At 65.1% G+C, this 18,539-nt stretch carries 17 protein-coding genes; 4 read left to right on the forward strand and 13 right to left on the reverse strand.

What is annotated here, in order from left to right:
- The 3 genes from bchJ to M3465_RS12445 all read right to left on the reverse strand — a co-directional run bounded on the left by bchJ (position 1) and on the right by M3465_RS12445 (position 3,228).
- The gene (gene bchJ, locus M3465_RS12435) at positions 1-600 is read right to left on the reverse strand and encodes a bacteriochlorophyll 4-vinyl reductase (protein WP_249502085.1); all 600 of its coding nucleotides are present in this window, start codon (positions 598-600) and stop codon (positions 1-3) included.
- The gene (bchE, locus tag M3465_RS12440) at positions 593-2,257 is read right to left on the reverse strand and encodes a magnesium-protoporphyrin IX monomethyl ester anaerobic oxidative cyclase (protein WP_249502086.1); all 1,665 of its coding nucleotides are present in this window, start codon (positions 2,255-2,257) and stop codon (positions 593-595) included. The genes bchJ and bchE overlap by 8 nt, the downstream gene beginning before the upstream one ends.
- 92 nt (positions 2,258-2,349) lie before the next feature.
- Positions 2,350-3,228 (reverse strand): LysR family transcriptional regulator, encoded by an 879-nt coding sequence (locus tag M3465_RS12445; RefSeq protein ID WP_249502087.1) that lies wholly within the window; start codon positions 3,226-3,228, stop codon positions 2,350-2,352.
- A 101-nt stretch (positions 3,229-3,329) separates the two neighbouring features.
- Here M3465_RS12445 and M3465_RS12450 point away from each other — a divergent pair, with 101 nt between their 5' ends.
- Both M3465_RS12450 and M3465_RS12455 read left to right on the forward strand, forming a co-directional pair.
- Positions 3,330-4,919: a proton-conducting transporter transmembrane domain-containing protein gene (locus M3465_RS12450; RefSeq protein ID WP_249502088.1), complete on the forward strand. Its 1,590-nt coding sequence runs from the start codon at positions 3,330-3,332 to the stop codon at positions 4,917-4,919.
- Positions 4,916-7,312 (forward strand): YbcC family protein, encoded by a 2,397-nt coding sequence (locus tag M3465_RS12455; protein WP_249502089.1) that lies wholly within the window; start codon positions 4,916-4,918, stop codon positions 7,310-7,312. Before M3465_RS12450 ends, M3465_RS12455 begins: the two co-directional genes overlap by 4 nt.
- Here M3465_RS12455 and ispD read toward each other — a convergent pair.
- The 10 genes from ispD to M3465_RS12505 form a co-directional block, all read right to left on the reverse strand.
- On the reverse strand, positions 7,307-8,002 hold the full coding sequence (ispD, locus tag M3465_RS12460) for a 2-C-methyl-D-erythritol 4-phosphate cytidylyltransferase (RefSeq protein WP_249502090.1): 696 nt from the start codon (positions 8,000-8,002) through the stop codon (positions 7,307-7,309). The two genes, M3465_RS12455 and ispD, sit on opposite strands and share 6 nt — an antisense overlap.
- Positions 8,003-8,072: 70 nt before the next feature.
- Positions 8,073-9,503 (reverse strand): cardiolipin synthase, encoded by a 1,431-nt coding sequence (cls, locus tag M3465_RS12465; protein ID WP_249502091.1) that lies wholly within the window; start codon positions 9,501-9,503, stop codon positions 8,073-8,075.
- 81 nt (positions 9,504-9,584) lie between these two features.
- Positions 9,585-10,127 carry an MOSC domain-containing protein gene (locus M3465_RS12470; protein WP_249502092.1) on the reverse strand — a complete coding sequence of 181 codons (543 nt, stop codon included), beginning with the start codon at positions 10,125-10,127 and terminating at the stop codon, positions 9,585-9,587.
- Positions 10,124-10,813: an aspartate/glutamate racemase family protein gene (locus M3465_RS12475; protein WP_249502093.1), complete on the reverse strand. Its 690-nt coding sequence runs from the start codon at positions 10,811-10,813 to the stop codon at positions 10,124-10,126. Before M3465_RS12475 ends, M3465_RS12470 begins: the two co-directional genes overlap by 4 nt.
- Positions 10,810-12,225 (reverse strand): amidase, encoded by a 1,416-nt coding sequence (locus M3465_RS12480; RefSeq protein ID WP_249502094.1) that lies wholly within the window; start codon positions 12,223-12,225, stop codon positions 10,810-10,812. The genes M3465_RS12475 and M3465_RS12480 overlap by 4 nt, the downstream gene beginning before the upstream one ends.
- Before the next feature lie 3 nt (positions 12,226-12,228).
- A complete protein-coding gene (locus M3465_RS12485; protein WP_249502095.1) occupies positions 12,229-13,530 on the reverse strand; it encodes a TRAP transporter large permease in 1,302 nt (433 codons plus the stop codon).
- On the reverse strand, positions 13,527-14,147 hold the full coding sequence (locus M3465_RS12490; protein WP_249502096.1) for a TRAP transporter small permease subunit: 621 nt from the start codon (positions 14,145-14,147) through the stop codon (positions 13,527-13,529). Before M3465_RS12490 ends, M3465_RS12485 begins: the two co-directional genes overlap by 4 nt.
- Before the next feature lie 66 nt (positions 14,148-14,213).
- Positions 14,214-15,266 (reverse strand): TRAP transporter substrate-binding protein, encoded by a 1,053-nt coding sequence (locus M3465_RS12495; protein WP_249502097.1) that lies wholly within the window; start codon positions 15,264-15,266, stop codon positions 14,214-14,216.
- A 49-nt stretch (positions 15,267-15,315) separates the two neighbouring features.
- Complete coding sequence (locus M3465_RS12500) at positions 15,316-16,011, reverse strand: cyclase family protein (protein ID WP_249502098.1); 696 nt, start codon at positions 16,009-16,011, stop codon at positions 15,316-15,318.
- Positions 16,008-16,754, reverse strand: a complete 747-nt coding sequence (locus tag M3465_RS12505; protein ID WP_249502099.1) for a maleate cis-trans isomerase family protein — start codon at positions 16,752-16,754, stop codon at positions 16,008-16,010. Before M3465_RS12505 ends, M3465_RS12500 begins: the two co-directional genes overlap by 4 nt.
- A 170-nt stretch (positions 16,755-16,924) precedes the next feature.
- On the opposite strand from M3465_RS12505, the gene M3465_RS12510 reads away from it, so the two are divergent.
- Positions 16,925-17,614 carry a GntR family transcriptional regulator gene (locus M3465_RS12510; RefSeq protein ID WP_249502100.1) on the forward strand — a complete coding sequence of 230 codons (690 nt, stop codon included), beginning with the start codon at positions 16,925-16,927 and terminating at the stop codon, positions 17,612-17,614.
- Positions 17,592-18,536: a polysaccharide deacetylase family protein gene (locus tag M3465_RS12515; RefSeq protein ID WP_249502101.1), complete on the forward strand. Its 945-nt coding sequence runs from the start codon at positions 17,592-17,594 to the stop codon at positions 18,534-18,536. Before M3465_RS12510 ends, M3465_RS12515 begins: the two co-directional genes overlap by 23 nt.
- The last annotated feature ends 3 nt before the right edge of the window (positions 18,537-18,539 follow it).

Genomic DNA, 18,539 nt, shown 5'->3' on the forward strand with positions numbered 1-18,539 from the left:
CTAGGCCGTCGCGCCGGACCGGCGAATGTCGAAGCGGCACATGCCGCGGCCGGGCTGCGCCGTGCAATGCGTCTCCACGCAGGTGCAACCGGGCGCCACGAGGCAGGCATAGAGCCGCGCGAACACCGCCGCATGCCAATGGCAGAGCGGCACCGCGCTGACCTCGCCGCGCACGATGGGGTTCTGCGCGATCTCGAACCGCCAGGGCGAGAGGGCGCGGAAGCGGCCCGATCCGGCAAAAGTCCAGGCATGTCTGACGATGGCGCGCGACAAGCCGCGCGCGGCAAGCGGCGCGGGCAGCAGCTTCAGCATCGTTCGGGCCGGCACCGGGATGCGATACGCGAGGATGTAATCCGCCGTTGCCCGCCCTGCCCGTGCGGCAAGCGCGGGGGCCAGATCGGGCGCGTCGCGGCGCAACACCTGATGCAAGCGCATGGCCTGCGTTTCGGGGATCATGCGTCTGCCATCGGGCACCTCGAAAATCCCCGCCTCGGCGAGCATCCGCGCCACCCGCGCCGCGCCGCCGATACGTTCGATCTGCGGCAGGAGTTGCAACACGGCGTTTGGGCCGATCACGGCCCCGGCGGCCTCGTCAGACATCTTCCATCTGCTCGCTTCCGCCGCCGCAGGCACGCACCTGCGCGCCATTGGGCATCTTGAAATCCTGCGTGCGGACGATGGACCGCTCCTTCATCTGCGCCTTTACCGCCTCGCGCCGCTCTGCCGCCTTGGCGGCCTTGTCGGCGCTGGCTTCCCAATCCTCCATCTGCGCCTCGGCGATGGTGCGCGTCTCGTCGAACTGGAAGTCGAGCTTGTGCTTGGATTGCGGCCCGGTATAGCCGACCTTGCCCAGATCGTAGAAGGTCCGCCCCACGCCCGCCTTGAGGAAGGCGTAAAGACAGCCCAGCAGATACCGCCGCCGGAACCCGGTGCCGCGCCACGGGTAGTGGAACAGCGCCTTTTTCATGTAGAAGCGCCGGTAGTTGTTCATCACCCCGTCGAGCAATTCCCCCCGCTCCATCGCGGCGGGCTTCATGATGGGGGTGACGAAGTTATACCGGCTGAAATCAAAGACTTCGACTTGGTCTTTCATCTCTTGGAACAAGGGTGTGAAGGGCCAGGGCGTATACATCGACCAATTGGCAAGGTCGGGCTGCCAATCCCAGGCCATCTTGTAGGTCTCTTCCAGCGTTTCGGGCGTTTCGTTGTCGAGCCCGACGATGAACTGCGCCTCGACCAGAATGTCGGCCTCGCGCAGCAAGCGGATCGCTTCCTTGTTCTCCTCGACCTTGGTTTCCTTGTTGAAGATATCGAGCTTCATCTGCGCCGCCGCCTCGGTGCCCAAGGATACATGCACCAGCCCCGCCTCGCGGTAGAATTTCAGCAGATCGCGGTCGCGGTAGATGTCCGTCACGCGGGTGTTGATGCCCCATTTGACGCGGTCCGGCAGGCGCCGGTCGATCAGCTCCTGACAGAAGGCGACGAATTTCTTCTTGTTGATCGACGGCTCCTCATCGGCAAGGATGAAGAACCCGACGCCGTGATTGTCCACCAGATCCTCGATCTCGTCGACAACATCCTTGGGATCGCGCACGCGGTAATCGCGCCAGAATTTCCATTGCGAACAGAAGGAGCAGGTGAAGGGGCACCCGCGCGCAAGGTTCGGGATGGCGACGCGCGTACCGAGCGGGATGTAGATGTATTTCTCCCAATCGAGGATGGACCAGTCGGGTTTGATCTTCTTCAGATCCTTGACGGTGCTCGCCGCCGGGGTGGCGATGATCCGGTCGCCCTCTTTGAAGGCGAGTCCCCTGATCTTCTGCCGATCCTCCGGCCAGCGTCCGTCCGCGATGGCGCGCATCAGCTCGGCGCAGATCTCCTCGCCCTCGCCGCGCACGATCACGTCGATCCAGGGCGCTTCGGAGAGCACCTGCTTATACATGAAGGTCGCGTGAACCCCGCCCATGACCCGCACCGCGCCGGGCACCAAATCGCGTGCGATCTTGAGCACATCCTCCGCGCGGTAGATCGACGGGGTGATGGCGGTCACGGCCACCACATCGGGCGACAGCGCCTCCATCCTCTGCGCCAGATCGGCATCGGTCAGGTTGTCGGTCATCGCGTCGATGAAATGGATATCGTCGAAGCCTTCCTGTCGCAGATGGCCGGTCAGATAGGCGACCCAGGCGGGCGGCCATGTTCCCGCGATCTCGGCTCCGCCGGAGCGATAGTTGGGGTGGACAAATAGAATCCGCATATCGAGCCTCGCCAATGTGTAACGTTAGGCTTACACATACCATGTCCGTTCTGTTTGACATAGATCAAATACGGCGCGATCCCGCCCGCGCCCTATTCGCCGGGCGCGGCGATCAATTCGCGCAAGAGCGGGTTGGGAAAGCGCCGTTCCGTCGTGATCGCGTAGAAGGTCTCGACGATCCCCTCGATCTGCCCGGCCGTCCTCAGCCGTCCGTTGTCCAACTCGTCCCGGACCACGATGGGCGGCAGGATGGCCAGCCCGATCCCCTCGCGCACGAGCAGACGGAGCATCGCCATGTCATCGGCTTCGGCCACGATGGTCGGGCGCAGGCCAAGCCGGTCGGCTCGCGCATCGAAATCGACGCGGATGCCGCTTTCGGCTGTCGGCAGGATCAGCGGGCGGGTGTTCAGCAGTTCCTCGACCGGCACGCCTTCGGGGATATGCGCGGGCGCTCCGATGAGGCTTACGGGCTGATCGGCGAGCCGGTGCGAAACGAACGGCGTGATCGCATCCTTGCCCGCCGGACGGTTAAGCAGGACAACATCGAGATTGGTCGCCTCCAGCGCGGCCAGCAGATCGGAGGGCGCGCCGGAACGCAGGATCACCTCGACATCCGCGCGCCCGAGGATGGGGCGCAGGAAATTGATCTGGAAGTTCCGCGACAACGTGGCCAGAGCGCCCACCCGAAGCGCCCGGCGCGGGCGGCCGGTGTCCTGCAACGAGGCCATCAGATCGGCCCCGGCGGCAAAGATCGCATCCGCATGATCAAGCGCGATGCGCCCCGCCTCCGTCAGGTGCAATTGCCGCCCGCGCCTCTCGAAAAGCGCATGGCCCAGCTGGTCCTCAAGCTGCTTGATCTGCACGGAAAGCGCCGATTGCGACAGGTTCAGCCCCCGCGCCGTGCGCGTCAGGTTGCCGTCATGCGCGACGGCCCAGAAATAGCGCAGGTGGTGATAGTTGAGCTGGGGCATTGATTTATTAAACAGAACGATTGCCCCAGAACAATGAATTTTTCTTGGCGTTCCATTGCCTCTATCTCCTGATGCGGTCCGCTATTTCCAAGAGGTTCATCATGCTCCACACGATTGCCCTGCTCGCCCCCGTCGCGCTTGTCGCCGCTGCTGCAGCGGCCTTTCTGGGCGCGCCCTTCCGGCCCCGCCTGACACCGCGCCTTGCCGAAGGCGCGGCGCTGGTGGCGCTGGCCGCTGCGCTGGTCGCGAGCGGCGCGCTCATCTCCGGCGGCGCGGCGACCGTCGGCCCGATGGGGCCCGACGGTTTCGGCCTCGGCATCCGCGTCGATGTCGTCAGCGCGGTCATGCTGACGCTGGTGGCCGGTGTCGGTTGGGTCGTCCTGCGTTTCACGCATAGCTATCTGGACGGCGAGTCGCGGCAAGGCCCGTTCACCGGCTGGATGTGCCTGACGCTGGCGGCGGTGCTGACGCTGGTGCAGGCAGGCACGCTGCTTGTGCTGGTGCTGGCCTGGATCGCGGCGAGCGTCTGCCTGCACCGGCTGCTTCTGTTCTATCCGCACCGTGCCGGGGCACAGCGGGCGGCGCGCAAGAAATTCGTCACCGCCCGCGCCGGGGACGCGGCGCTGATCGCCGCGGCGCTGCTTCTGGGCTGGGGCTATGGCACCGGCGTCATCGCCGATATCCTCACCGCCGCGCGTGCGGGCATCGCCCCGGCGGGGCTCCATTGGGCCGCCGGCTTTCTCGCCCTCGCGGCGCTATTGAAATCGGCGCAATTTCCCACCCATGGCTGGCTCACCGAGGTGATGGAAACGCCGACCCCGGTTTCCGCGCTGCTCCATGCGGGCGTGATCAACGCGGGCGGTTTCCTGCTCATCCGCTTTGCCGATGTGATGCTGCTGTCGCCCGGCATGCTCGCGGTGCTGGCGATGATCGGCGGGCTGACCGCCATTGTCGGAGCGGCGGCGATGCTGGCGCAATCGGCGGTCAAGACATCGCTCGCATGGTCCACTATCGCGCAGATGGGGTTCATGATCCTGCAATGCGGCCTTGCGCTCTTTCCGCTGGCGCTGCTGCATATCGTGGCCCATTCGCTCTACAAGGCGCATGCGTTCCTCTCCTCCGGCAGCGCGGTCGAGCTTGTCACCTCGGTCCGCCGGCCCGGACCGATCGCGGTGCCGGGGGTAGGTGCGGTGTCCAAAGCCTTCGCGGTGGCGCTGGCGATCTATGCCGTTATCGGGTTCGCCTTCGGCTTCGTCGATAAATCCCCGCAGGCCATTGCGCTCGGGGCGATCCTGATCTTCGGCGTGGCCTATCTGCTTGCGCAGGGCTTTGCCGATGCCGCCCCGCGCGCGCTCACCCGGATCACCGCGATCTATTCCGTGGCCGCCGCGATCGGATATTTCGCCCTGCACCGCGCCGCCGAATGGCTCACGCGCGGCACGCTGCCGCCCGCCCCGGCGCCGCAATCGCTGGAATGGGCGTTGATGATCCTCGCCGTGGCGAGCTTCGGGCTGGTCGCGCTGGCGCAGGCGATGTTCCCGCTTTGGGCGCATCACCCGGCGGCGGCGGGACTGCGCGTGCATCTGGCCAACGGGCTTTACGCCAACGCGCTCTTCGACCGGTTGCTGGGCGGCTGGCGCGCGGCGAGGCCGCAATCGCAGACCCTTTTCCAGACGGAGGACCGGACATGAAAGACACCGCCTACAGCTACACCTGCGCCGCTGCGACCGAACGCGCCATCCGCGCGGTTCCGCCGGTCTGGCCGCTGGCCACATCGGTCGCCGTCAACCCCTATCTTGGCCAGTCCGACCTGACGCTGGCACAGGCCGCCGCGCGTCTCGAACGGGTGGCCGGTGCGCCGATGACGATGCCGCGCGCATGGTATGCCGAGCGGATCGCGGATGGGCGGATCACCGAGGCCGATCTGGCCGCCGCGCTGGCTGCGACACGGGGGCCGCATGTGCCGGCGGGGCCGGATGCGCTCCGCGCCGCCGCGCTGCAGGAGCGACCGGCCCCTGCCACGCTGCCGACGCTGGCCGATCTGGCGGCGGAGGCCACCGGCATGGATTGGCCCGCGATCATCGCCCACCGGATCGGCGCCTGGGCCGCCGGGCAGTTCGACGAGGGGCAGGCGCTCTGGGCCGCTCCGCAACGGCGCGGGCCCTATTCGGCCTGGCGCGCCACCGCGAGCCATGATCTGACGCCGGAAATCGCCGGGCTTTCCGGCTTTGCCGCCCATGCCGAAGCCGCCCCGACCGAGGCGCGCGACGCTATCGTGCGAGCCGCACAGCGGCTCGCCCTGCCCGAGGCCGCGCTGGAACTCTACTTTCACCGCCTGCTGATGACGCTGGGCGGATGGAGCCAATACGCGCGTTACCTGCATTGGCAGGCCGAACTGTCGGAAAAGACGGATGCGAGCGCCGTGGACCTTCTGGCCATCCGCATGATCTGGGAAGAGGCGCTTTTGCTGCGGTTCGGGCCGCAGATTGGGGATCGTTGGGAAAAGGTGGTGCAGGACTATGCCCGCCCGGCCGAGCCGGATGCCGACCACGTGATCGACGCGATCCTGCAAACCGCCGCCGAGCGCGCCGCGCAGCGCGAGATCGCCGGGGCATTGGCCCAGGACGCGACGCCGCCGCGCACCGCGCGCCCTGCCTTGCAGGCGGCGTTCTGCATCGATGTGCGTTCCGAAGTGTTCCGCCGCAGCCTCGAAGCCGTCGCACCGGATGCGCAAACCATTGGTTTTGCGGGATTCTTCGGCCTTCCCCTCGAACATCGCGGCTTTGCCTCGGACATTCCGGAGGCGCATCTGCCGGTCCTGCTGCGCCCCGCGCTCAAGAGCCGCTCGGGCAACGCGCCGCCCGAGGACGCCGAGACCGCCGCGTGCATCAAGGCGCGCGGCAGCCGCGCCTGGAACAGGTTCAAATTCGCCGCCGTCTCGTCCTTCGCTTTCGTGGAGGCGGCCGGGCCGATCTATGTCGGCAAGCTGCTGCGCGACGCGCTCGGCCTGCCCCGTCCTGCGCCGGAGCCTGAGCCTGCGCCCGTGCTCAACCCCGATCCCGGCCCTGAGGCGCGGGTGGATCTGGCCGAACAGGTGCTGCGCGCCATGTCGCTCACCGGCCCCTTCGCGCGGGTCGTTCTGCTGGCCGGTCATGGCGCGAGTGCGGTGAACAACCCGCATCTGAGCGCGCTGCATTGCGGCGCCTGCGGCGGCCATACCGGCGCTGTCAGCGCGCGCGTGCTGGCCGGGCTTCTCAACGATCAGGCGGTTCGGGAGGGGCTGCGTCCGCGCGGGCTGGACGTGCCGGGCGATACGCTCTTTCTCGGCGCGCTGCACGACACGACGACCGATGAGGTGACGCTCTTCGAAGACGGGCACGCCGCGCCCGGCCATGAAGACGATCTACGAAAGGCACGGGGCTGGCTCGCGCAAGCCGGCAAGCTGGCGCGCACCGAACGCGCCCTGCGCCTGCCCCGCGCCGCCGGGCCGGGGGCAATCGAAAAGCGCAGCCGCGACTGGGCCGAAACGCGCCCCGAATGGGCGCTTGCCGGCTGCCGCGCCTTCATCGCCGCGCCGCGCCATCGTACCGCCGGCAAAGCGCTGAACGGGCGCGCCTTCCTGCACGATTACGACTGGAGGCAGGACCGCGATTTCGGCGTGCTGGAGCTGATCCTGACCGCCCCGGTGGTGGTGGCAAGCTGGATCAGCCTGCAATATTACGGCTCCACCGTCGCGCCGGACGTGTTCGGCGGGGGCAACAAGCTACTGCACAACGTCACCGGCGGGATCGGCGTGGTCGAGGGCAATGGCGGCGTGCTGCGGGCCGGACTGCCTTGGCAATCGGTGCATAACGGCAACGTTCCGATGCATGAGCCGCTCAGGCTGAGCGTCTGTATCGAAGCGCCTTGCGAGGCGATGAACGATATCCTGCGTCGCCACGCCTCGGTGCGCGATCTCTTCGACAACGGCTGGCTGCATCTCTTCGCGCTCGATGAGGCCGGGCAGATGGCGCAGCGCTATATCGGCGATCTGGAGTGGTCCTGTATGGAAAGCGCGACGGAGCCGCGCAAGCTGGCGTCATGAGATGAAGCCATTCGTGCCGCCATGCTTAATCATCCACTCCGCGCGCGAGAGATCCTGCGGCAGGGTAATCTTGAAATTCTGCTCGTCTCCTTCGACAACGCGGACCGAAAGACCGGCGCGGCGTGCAATCTCGACATCGTCGGCGGCATCCGTCTCGGCCCCTTGATGCGCCTGGCGGATCGCGTCAAAACGAAAGGCCTGTGGCGTTTGCGCGCGCCAGAGCCCGGCGCGCTCGACCGGGCGTGCGGCGCTGCCATCCGTGATTTGCCAGAGCGCATCGACAACCGGAAGCGCCGCAAAGGCGCCGCCGGTATGCCGCGCGCTTTCCAGAACACGCGCGATCAAGTCGACGCTGCAGAACGGACGCGCGGCATCGTGGATCAAAACGATTTCCGGCGCATCGTCAGCCAGTGCTTCGAGCCCGCGCCGAACGGAGGCCGATCGCGTCTCGCCTCCGATGACCGGCGGAAGCAAGCGGGCATCGGATTGCCCGGCCGCCGCCTCGTTATAAAGCGCGTGATCGTCGGGGTGTATCACAACGCGCAACAGATCGATTTCCCGCGCGAGCAGAAGTGCGTCGATGGTGCGGCGCAGAACCGGAATGCCGGCCAAAGCCGTGAACTGCTTGGGTCGATCCATTCCCATGCGGCGACCGCGTCCCGCGGCAACGATGAGGGCAGCGGTGGTCAAGGGCGCCTCCGAATGCGATTTGCCGCGGCAGATATCACGGCAAGACAGATGAACTCCATATGGCGCCGCCTCAAAGGATCGGCCCGACCGTCGCGACGACGTTGTTCCAGATCCGGCGCGGATAGGGCCAATTCAGAACGTCCCGCAAGGGCACCCGGACGGAACGCGCGATATAGGTCTCCTGCCGCTGGCAAATCGCCTCGGTGACGGCTTCGTCCTGCAGCAGGATGTTGTTTTCGTAGTTCAGATCGAAACTGCGCAGATCGAGATTGGAGGAGCCGATCAGCGTCACCTTGCCGTCGATCGTTAGCGTCTTGGCGTGCAGCAGCCCGCCGCGAAATTCGTATATCGCGCAACCTGCCTCGACCAGCTGGCGATAATAGCTGTGACTGGCGGCGGCAACGACCCAGCTGTCGTTCTTCTGCGGGAAGATCAGCGTCACCCGAACGCCGCGATGCGCGGCGGCGCAAAGCGCTTCGAGCACGGTGGCATCCGGCACGAAATAGGGTGTCGTCAAGGTCAGGTGGTCCGCGGCGCAGGCGATCAGGTTGGCGAAAAGATGCGGCGTCGCGCGGTGCCGTTCGGTCGGCCCGACGGCCATCGCCTGCGCGGGAAAGCCGCCTTCCTCGGGTGCCGCGGAAACCTTGATCCCGCCCAGCCCCTCACCGGTCGCCAGCATCCAGTCGCTGGCGAAGATCAGTTGGTTCTGCGCGACGACAGGACCGGTGAGGCGCAGCATGATATCGACCCAGGGCGCATATCTTGCCTTGATGCGGAATTCCGGATCGGCCGAATTGCGGCTGCCGCAATAGGTCACGCGGCTGTCGATCACGGTGATCTTGCGATGGTTGCGCAGATCGATGCGGCTGGTGGCCAGAACGCGCAGGATGTTGCGAAACGGCAGGGCGACAGCCAATTGCACGCCCGCCGCGCCCATCCGTTTCCAGAGATCGGATTTGATCATCCGGCGCGAGCCCATCGCATCGGCCATCGCCCGGCAGGTCACCCCGCGCTCGGCGGCGCGGATCAATGCCTCGGCGATATCGGTGCCGGTGCCGTCATTCAGCCAGATATAATATAGCACGTGCACGTGATCCTGCGCCGCGTCGATATCGGCGATCATGCGCGCGCGCGTCTCGTCGCCATCGGCCATCAACTCGGCGTGGTTTCCCGCCACAGGATGAAAGCCATTGATGGACGCGGCATATTTGAACCCCGGCCGGTAGACTGGATCGATGAGCGCATCGGCGTTTCCCGGCGCGCCCATATGGGGCGCGGCCTTTGCCGCGATCTCATCGAAAATCTCGGCATGGCGGCGGTTGACGCTGTTGCCGATGTCGATCTCGCCGAAGAGGAAATAGACCAGCGAGCCGAAATAGGGCAGGATATTCAGGACGATGAACCAAGCCAGCCGCGCGGGCGGCGACAGGTCATCGCGCAGCAGGATGCGCGCGGTGAAGGTGATCACCAATAGCGCATGCAGGGCCAGCGCGACGGTCATGGGCGGCGAATATCAGGCATCCCGAAAGGGATAGAACGCCCGCGTCCGATATGCAAAGCCCAAGCGTTCAGCAACGCGCGGCTAGACCCGTTCCAGCGCCCGATGCTCGCCTTCGGGAAGATGGACGACGATCGGATCGTCCGGGCGCACCTTGCCAGAGGCCAGAACGATCCCCATCACCCCCGTCCGGCGCATCAGCTTGCCATTCGCATCGCGGCAAATGAAGGCGCTCAGCAGGCCAGGCTGGAACGCGTCGATCTGCGCGCAGGGATTGCGCAGCCCGGTGATCTCGACGCGTGCCTCCCGCCCCAGTTCGAGAACGGCGCCTTTTGGCAGAGCCAGAAGATCGATGCCGCGCGTGGTGATATTCTCTCCCAGATCGGCCGGCCCGACGGTAAAGCCTTTCTCCGCGTATTCGTCGAAAAGCTCGGCCTGATATAGATGCACCTGGCGCAGGTTGGGCTGTGTCGGATCGGCCTTCACGCGCGAGCGATGTTTGACCGTTTCACCGCAATGCGCATCCCCTTCGACGCCCAGCCCCTTCAGCAGGGTGATCTCCTCTGCCGGAACCTTAGAAAAGCGGTGGGTGTCGTCGCGGGCAACAGCAATGACATGAGGGGTCATCGGGCAGTTCCTTCTGGGCGTGTGTGTCCGGCCAGCGCGAGGCTTTGCCAGAGGGTTGCATCGAAAGCGTCGATCACGCGCACGCCGGGCGGCGGCGTCAGCGCAGCGGCGCGGCCGGCCAAGGGTCCACCGCCCAGGATGACGGCCTCTGCTCCGCCAAGGCGCGCATCCCGTTCAAGCGCCGCGTCAAGCGCCGGGCGCCATATCGTTTCCTCGTCACGCATCGCGTCATCCGGCAGGGCGGTGATCCGCATCACACGCCCGCGCAGACCGTAGAGGTCAAGCAGATCGTCGATCTGCGCCGGCCAATCCTGCCCGGACGTCAGGATCGATACCCGGCGCCCCAGCTGAAAGGCGGTATGCAGCGACGCTTCGACCATGCCGGTGACGGGCATGGGAAGCACCTGTCGGAGCGCGGCAAGCCCCGGTTCGCCGAAACAGGCCAGCATCACTGCATCCGGGCGCGGCGCGTCCGGTTCCTCGATGCGGCCTTGAAGCGCTGTCAGAATGGCGCTGGCCGCGTGGACCCCTTCGGCGCGGTTCGAGATATATGGCGGCGCGGCGCTTATGGTCATTGGCTCGACCCTCGCCAATCCATCCAGCCTCTTGCGCGCCAGCCCGGCCATCCGCGCGGTCAGCTCCTCGCGGCTGTTGCCGTTGACGAGAAGGATCAAGGGTGCGCTCATGTCACATCCCGAACGATGGGCGCGAAACGATGCGCAAAGCCTGCTTTTTCGAGCCGCATCGCCGCTCCCCAGAGCAGCGCCTCGCGGCCCGGCCGTGCGACGATCTGAAGGCCGAAAGGCAGATCGCCCTCGCCGGTGGGCGCGGGAAGCGAGAGACAGGGAAAACCGATCAGAGAGATCAGGAAGGTGCAGGCCAGATAGTCGATGATCGTTTCGCATTCGGCATCGCCGACCTGCATCACCTCGCCGCCATCGTTGCGGAAGGGCGGCACGGAGGCTGCGGGCATGAGCAGCAAATCATGCGTCTCGAAGAAGCGCAGCGCAGCGCGCTGCATCGCGGTGCGCGTCGCTTCGGCAGCGAGGTAGCGTTCGGCGGAAATCTCGCGCCCCTGCCGGACGTTCCAGACATAGGACGGGGTGAGCTGATCCTCGTGCCTGTCTACCATCGCGCCGAACTTGAACCAGGATTCCGCCGCCCGCAGCGTCTTGAACGCTTGCACGCCATCCTTGAGATCGGGCGCGGCCCGTTCCACCGGGCCAAGCGCGGCGGCCACATCGCTGCAAGCTGCCTCGAACCGGTCGCGCACCCAGGGATCGACGGGAAACGCTCCGTCCAGATCGACCGATGCCGCGATGCGCGGTGTGGCCTGACTGTCAGGCTTTGGCGGCAACGGAACTCCGCGCGAGGCAGGATCGAGCGGATGCGGCCCGGCCATCGCGCGCAGCATCATGAGCGCATCGGCAGTCGAGCGGGCCAGAACGCCTTGCGTGGCCAATCGCGCTTCGCCGAGCTTTCGCTCGGGTTCCGCGATGGTGCCGGGCTGAGGGCGCAGCCCGACCGCACCGCAGAAGGAAGCGGGCGTGCGCACCGAGCCGCCGAAATCGGTGCCTTGCGCCAGCGGCACCATGCCGGTCGCCACCGCGACCGCCGATCCGCCGCTGGAGCCGCCGGAGCTTCGCGCGGTGTCCCAGGGGTTTGCCGTCGGCCCGCAAAGCGCGTTGGTGCAGATCGCGCCGAAGGCAAATTCGGGTGTGTTGGTCTTGCCGAGGATGATCGCGCCGGCGTCGCGCAGCCGCGCGACCGAGCCCGCATCTTCCTCGGGAACGGTATCGGCGTGGATGCGCGAGCCTTGGGTTGTGCGCAGGCCCTTGGTCGCGGTCACGTCCTTTATCGCCACCGGCATGCCATGCAGCGCGAGGAGCTCTCCGCCCGACCGGCGATGCGCGTCCGCCGCCCGCGCGGCGTCGAGTGCCGCATCCGCATCGACGGTGATAAAGGCGCGCAGCGTGCCGTCCAGCGCCTCGATCCGTGCAAGGGAGGCGGTGACGAGCTGTTCGGAGGACAGCGCGCCGCTGCGCAGATGCTCGGCCAGCGTGACAGCCGGCCAATCGCAGATCGCCGTATCCGTCATGGCCTAGAACATCCTGTAGGGCAGCCAGGTCACGATCCCCGGCACCGCCACGATGAGCGCCACCGCGAACAGCACAACGGCGACGAAGGGGATGATGCCGTAGAACACATCCACCACCGAACCCGTGCGGCGGACGCCCTGGACCACGAAGAGATTCATGCCAACCGGCGGCGTGATCAGCGCCAGCTCCATCATCAGAACGAGGAAGATGCCGAACCAGACCGGATCGAGCCCCATATGCACCACCAGGGGGAACACGATGGGAATGGTGCCGACCATCATCGACAGCGTTTCGATGAAACAGCCCAGGATGAGGTAGAACACCACCAGCACGAGAATGAAGCCAAGCGGCGTCAGGTCCATCGCGGCGACAAAACTCGTCATCGCCTGCGGCACGCCGAGGATGCCGATGATGAACTTGAGGTAAAAGGCCGCGATGATGATGAGCAGGATCATCGCCGTCGTTCGCACGGTGCTCAGAAACGCGTCATGCAGCATCGAGATGCTCAGCGCCTTGTTCATCGCCGCCAGCGCGACGGCCATCAGAACGCCGACCGCAGCCGCTTCGGTCGGGGTGGCCCAGCCGGTATAGATCGCGCCCATCACGACGACGAAGATCGACAGGGGCGGAACGAGGTGACGCAGGCTGCGCATCTTTTCCGACCACGGCGCGGCCTCGTCGAGCGCTCCTGCAGAGCCGGGCAGCAAAACCGAGATGATCGCGATGAAAAGCATGAACAGCCCGATGAGCAGCAGCCCCGGCACGATCCCGGCGGCAAAAAGCTGGCCGATGGAGGTGCCGGTCAGCGCGCCGTAGATGATCAGGTTCACCGAAGGCGGGATCAGGATGCCCAGGGTCGCGCCTGCGGCGATGGAGCCGAGCACCAGCCGTTCGTTATAACCGCGTGCGCGCAATTCCGGCAGCGCCACGGTCGAGATCGTCGCCGCCGTCGCCACCGATGAGCCGGAGACCGCCGCGAAAAGCCCGCTTGCGCCGATATTGGTGTGCAACAGACCGCCCGGAAGCCGTCCGAGCCAGGTGGAGAGCCCGCTATACATGCGCTGGGTCACGCCGGCGCGCATGAGCAGTTCGCCCAGAAGAACGAATAGCGGGATCGCCGTGAGGATGAAATCGTTCATCACCGCCCAAAGCTGGGTGGCGAACGTGTCCAGAAGCCCCGGCCCGAAATAGACGATCGCGCCCAGAACGGAGGTGAGAAAGATGGCAACGGCGACGTGAAGCCCCAGCGCCATCATGCCGAGCATGAGGACAAAGCCGATGGTTGCGCCTGTGAAATCGATCATTTTACCGCTTCCTTGATGGTTGCATCGGCGCTCGAATGGGGCGCGGTGACCTTGAGGCTGGCCTCGGTTTCCTCATCGATGGAGGGCGGGCCGTATTGCGTGTTGAGCACCCCGATCTGTCCGCGCAACAGAAGCCAGACGGTGTGGACCGCCATTGCGGTGGAAATCAGCGCGAAAAGGCCAATTCCGAAGATCCAGAGGCTTTGCGGAATCCAGAGCGGCGTTTGCAGCGGCGTGGAGGCGCGCGCGCCGAATTCCAGCGTTTCCATCAGCGTGGCCCAGGCCTTCTGCGTCATGAAGATGGCGAACCCGGCAAGCGCGATCGATGCAAGCGCGTTCATTACCGCGCGCAGGGGCGCGGGCATGATCATCAGCCCCAGGTCGATCCGCGTGTGCATCCGGTTCAACAGTGCGGCGGCGAATCCGACAGAAGCCGTGATGGCGAGGATATAGCCGCCGATCTCGTCGACCCCCTGCACCGAATGGCCCAGCAGGCGCCGCGCAACGATGTCATATCCGGTCAGCGCGCATAGCGCGAGCAGCGCCCAGCCACAGGCGAGCGCAACTGCGCTGACCATCTTGTCCAGTGCCGCGAATGTTGAATTGCCAGGCTGCATTGGTTCCTCCCTTGCCTTGGCAGGCCGCCCGCGTCCTTTCGGGCGGCCCTTGTCGTCAGGCCCTGATCATTCGATCCTGAGGCCGCGCACCTCGCCGATGGTCTCGTTCCAGATCTTCGAGCAATCGGCATAGTTCGCGTTGCACGTTTCCGCCCAGGTCGGCAGGATCACCTTTTCGACGGATGCGTTGAGCTGTTTCAGATCGGCTTCCGAGGGTGTCACTTCGGTCATGTCGAACGGCAGGTATTCGTCACATTCCTGACCCGTCGAACAGGCGACCGCCTTGCCATTATTGACGCGCGCCATTTCCCAATACTGCTCTTCGAGATCGGAGAAGGCCTCCATCAATTCGGTCTGCGCCTCTTCGGACAGACCGTTCCAGGTGTCCAGATTCATCAGATGGGTCTGCACCGACCAGGAGATCGAGAGCATCACAAGGCTGTCGGTCACTTCGGGCCAGTTGCCGGTATTGCCCGAGGTCGGCGAGGTGATCGCGCATTCGGCGACCCCGCGTTGCAGGGCCGGGTAGACTTCGGCGAATTGCAGCGTCACCGGCGTTGCGCCGAAGCTTTCGACCAGCGCGGACATGGTCGGCGTGTAGGAACGGATCCGCAGACCTTCCATATCCTCGATGCCGGACACATCGCCCTTGCAGTAGAAAATCTGCGGGCCGAAGGGCCAGAGGGTCAGAACCTTGGCATTGAACTTCTCTTCCACGCGCTTTGAGAAGGGCTCGCGGTAGGCATCGACCACCTCCCTGAGCGTATCGATATCCGGCGACACGCCGATCAGGTCGAGCCCCTCGAGAAAAGGGTCGTCGCGCGAGGCCGAACCGATGGTCGTCTCGACGATATCGAAAGTGCCGGCCCGGACGACGCGCATGGTGTCCTGCATGTTCACGCCCAGCACGTCGAGCGGGTTGAAATTGACATTGATATCCAGCCCGGTCTTTTCGCCGAGGCTCTCGTAGAATGATTTTTCCAGCGCGGTATGGCTCTTGTGCGTGGAAACGAGCCCGAGTGCGCGCAGGTTGATTTGTTCGGCCAGTGCCGGTCCTGCCATCAGCGCGGCGGCGGTCGCCGCGCCCGCGAGGTATCTGGTAATGGATTTGGTGTTCATCGTCTTGTCCCTGTTGGTTGCCGTTTTCGACAGCGCCGGGTCGGCGCGGTCACTCCAGGAAGGCAAGCGCCCTCACCGGAGACCCGGATGCGCCCTTGATGCGCAGCGGGATGCCCTGAAACTGAAATTCACCGGCCCCAAGAACCGCTTCGAGGTTCCAGAGCCATTCGTAATGCACCATCCCGAGATCGCGGCAGATGCGGTGATTGACGAAAAGGTTTTCATCCACCCGGTCGGTCGATGGTCCTTCGACCCCATGCACCCGGCTGCCGCGTTCATGCAGCCAATATGTCGCCTCGGCCGTCACCTGCGGGTTCATGCGCACGATCTCGTCGTTCGGCCAGTGGCGTTCGTTGATCCCGGTGCACATCAGCACGATATGCCCGTCCACGGTGACGCCCGCTTCCTTCTCGGCCGCTTCCATATCCTCGCGGGTAATATCGCCCCTATCGCCGACATGGCGCAGATCGAGACAGACCGCCTTGCCCATGAACATCTCGATCGGCATCTCGTCGATCGGAGCGCCGTCCGGGTTGTTGTGAATGAGCGCGTCGATATGGGTTCCGGAATGATCGAGCATTCCCATATAGGTCGTCGTGAAGGTCAAAAGATCGTCAGGCGTGCCCTGCTTGAGCTTCTTTGAACCCTCGTGCGTGGTATGCGGAATGATAACCGGACGGGCCAGGCGCCCTAGCGCGGGCGCTCCGTCTTCGAGCGGCAGGGTGAGGTCTACGATGCGGGTCATTGGGTGGTCTCCGGTTCCTTGATCTTGAGTTCGGCCAGCTTCGGCCCCCAGGGGGCGAGCGCACCCGTTCGAGCGCCGATCCGGTTGAGCGCGCCCCACATCGTCACCGAAATCGAATCGAGGATCGGCACGCCGGTTTCTTCCTCGATGCGGCGGGCGACGGGCGCGCCCGCGAGATTTGTGCAAAGCACGATCACCGCATCCGGTTTCGCGCCGCACACGTCGCGCAGCGCGGATTCGATCCGGTCCTGCGGCACGGTGCCAAAGCTGAAATTGTCGGATATGTCGAAATGCGCTTCGGCGGTGCAGCGCAGACCGTGCGCGGCAAAATTGTCGATGATCTTCTGCTGCACATCATCGGTATATGGCGTGACCAAGCCAATGGTCTTTGCGCCGAGCGCATCGAGCGCATCCATCACCGACAGAACGCAGGTCGCAGCGGGCACGCCGGCTTCGCTCTCGATCTCGCGCACCAGCTTGCGATCCGAATCGAGGCCGAGCCAGCTGGCCGAGGTGCCATTCCACGCGATCGCATCGACCTTTGCATCGGCCAGCAGCTTGGCGGCATTCACCATCGGACTGGTATCGAACTGCCCCAGCGCCGCGTCATCCATTGCGATCCGCGTGACCGTGAAACGGCTGAAATGCACGCTGGTATCGGGAAGGGCCGCCGCCATCTCGGCGCAGACCGGCTCCAGCACGGTGTTGGAGGAAGGCGTCAACATGCCCAGCCGGGTGGTCATCTACAGTCTCCATTCGGATTGTTTACAATTCTCGCGCCATTTCCCAACAAAATGCCTTCTCATGTCAAACAAAAACTTGTGCCACTCTTCAAAAAGGTGCCAATATACCGGCAACGGCAACCCCTGAAGGATGGCTTGGAACTTCTATGGACGCTCAACCGGATCGCGCAATGGATCGGCCAAAGCGCAGGGCCACGCGCCCCGAAGCCCTGCTGGAGAAGCTGCGCGCGGCGATTGAAGACGGCCGCCTGCCTCCCGGTGCACGGCTTCCCGAGGAAAAGCTCGCGCGTGCGCTCGATGCGAGCCGCGCACGCGTGCGCGAAGTCCTGTCGCTACTGGCAAATGAACGATTGGTTGAATTGCAAACAAACCGGGGCGCTTTTGTCGCCAAGCCAACCGTCGAGGAAGCGCGCCATATTTGCGAAGCGCGGCTGATGGCCGAACGCACGACGGCACGGCTTGCAGCGGAACGCGCGACGCCCGACGCCGTGCGGAAGATGCGCGAGATGGTGGCCGAAGAACAGATCGCCTGGGACAGCGACGATGTGCGCAACGCGGTGGCCAAGTCGCGCGGGTTCCACCGCGCCATTGCGGAGGCCGCTGCGAACCCGGTTCTGGCGGATATCCTGGCCTCTTTGCTCTCGCGCAGCGCGCTGACGCAGGCGGTCTACGCGGCGCGCGGGGCCGCCGGATGCCTGTGCCACGATCATTCCGCCCTGATCGACGCGATCGAGGCGGGCGATCCCGATACCGCCGAAGCGGCGATGAAAACCCATATGGACAACATCATCAGCCGGCTCGATCTGGAGCCGCTGGCACAGGAAGTGGATATAGAAGATGCCCTCCGCGATACGCTTTGACGCTGCAGAACGCCTCTCCGATCTTCGCGGCTATGGCGAAACCCCGCCCGATCCCCGCTGGCCGGACGGCGCGCGTATGGCCCTGTCTCTGGTGCTGAATATCGAGGAAGGCTCGGAGCGACATATCGACGATGGCGATTCGGCGTCGGAACACCTGAATACGGATATGGTGTGCGAGCCCATTCCCGGACAGCGAAACCTCAACCTCGAATCGCATTACGAATACGGATCGCGCGTCGGCGTGTGGCGGCTGCTCGATCTTTTCCGGGATCGCGGATTGCCGATCACAGCCTTCGCCGTCGGCCAGGCGCTCGAACGGGTGCCGCAGATCGGGCACCGGCTCGTTGCCGATGGGCACGAGATCGCCGCGCATGGCTGGCGCTGGATCGACTATCGCGACATGAAGCCGGAGGAGGAGGCCGAGCACATCGCCAAGACGATTCAGACCATCGCGAAATTCACCGGGGCGCCCCCCGCCGGCTGGTATACCGGGCGTGTATCGGCACAGACCCGCAAGCTGGTCCTGGAACGGGGCGGATTCCTCTACGACAGCGATGCTTATAACGACGATTTGCCCTACTGGATCGAACATGGCGGCGGGCGGCATCTGGTTCTGCCCTACGCGTTCGACACGAATGATATGCGTTTCGCCGCTGCGCCCGGTTTCGTTTCGGGCCGCGACTGGTGCGACTATCTCATCGACAGTTTCGACCAGCTTTGGTCCGACGGCGCGCGCCGGCCGGGTATGATGTCGGTCGGGCTGCATTGCCGGCTGGCCGGGCGGCCCGGACGGCTGCGCGCACTGGCGCGGTTCCTCGATCATGTCGCGAAACATGAGGGCGTCTGGATCGCGCGGCGTGTGGACATCGCCCATCATTGGCACAAGCATCATGCCCCGGTTGCCGAACCTGTCACCGCCTAGAGA

It is taken from the genome of Marivita sp. GX14005, assembly GCF_023370775.1.
Lineage (GTDB): Bacteria > Pseudomonadota > Alphaproteobacteria > Rhodobacterales > Rhodobacteraceae > Marivita.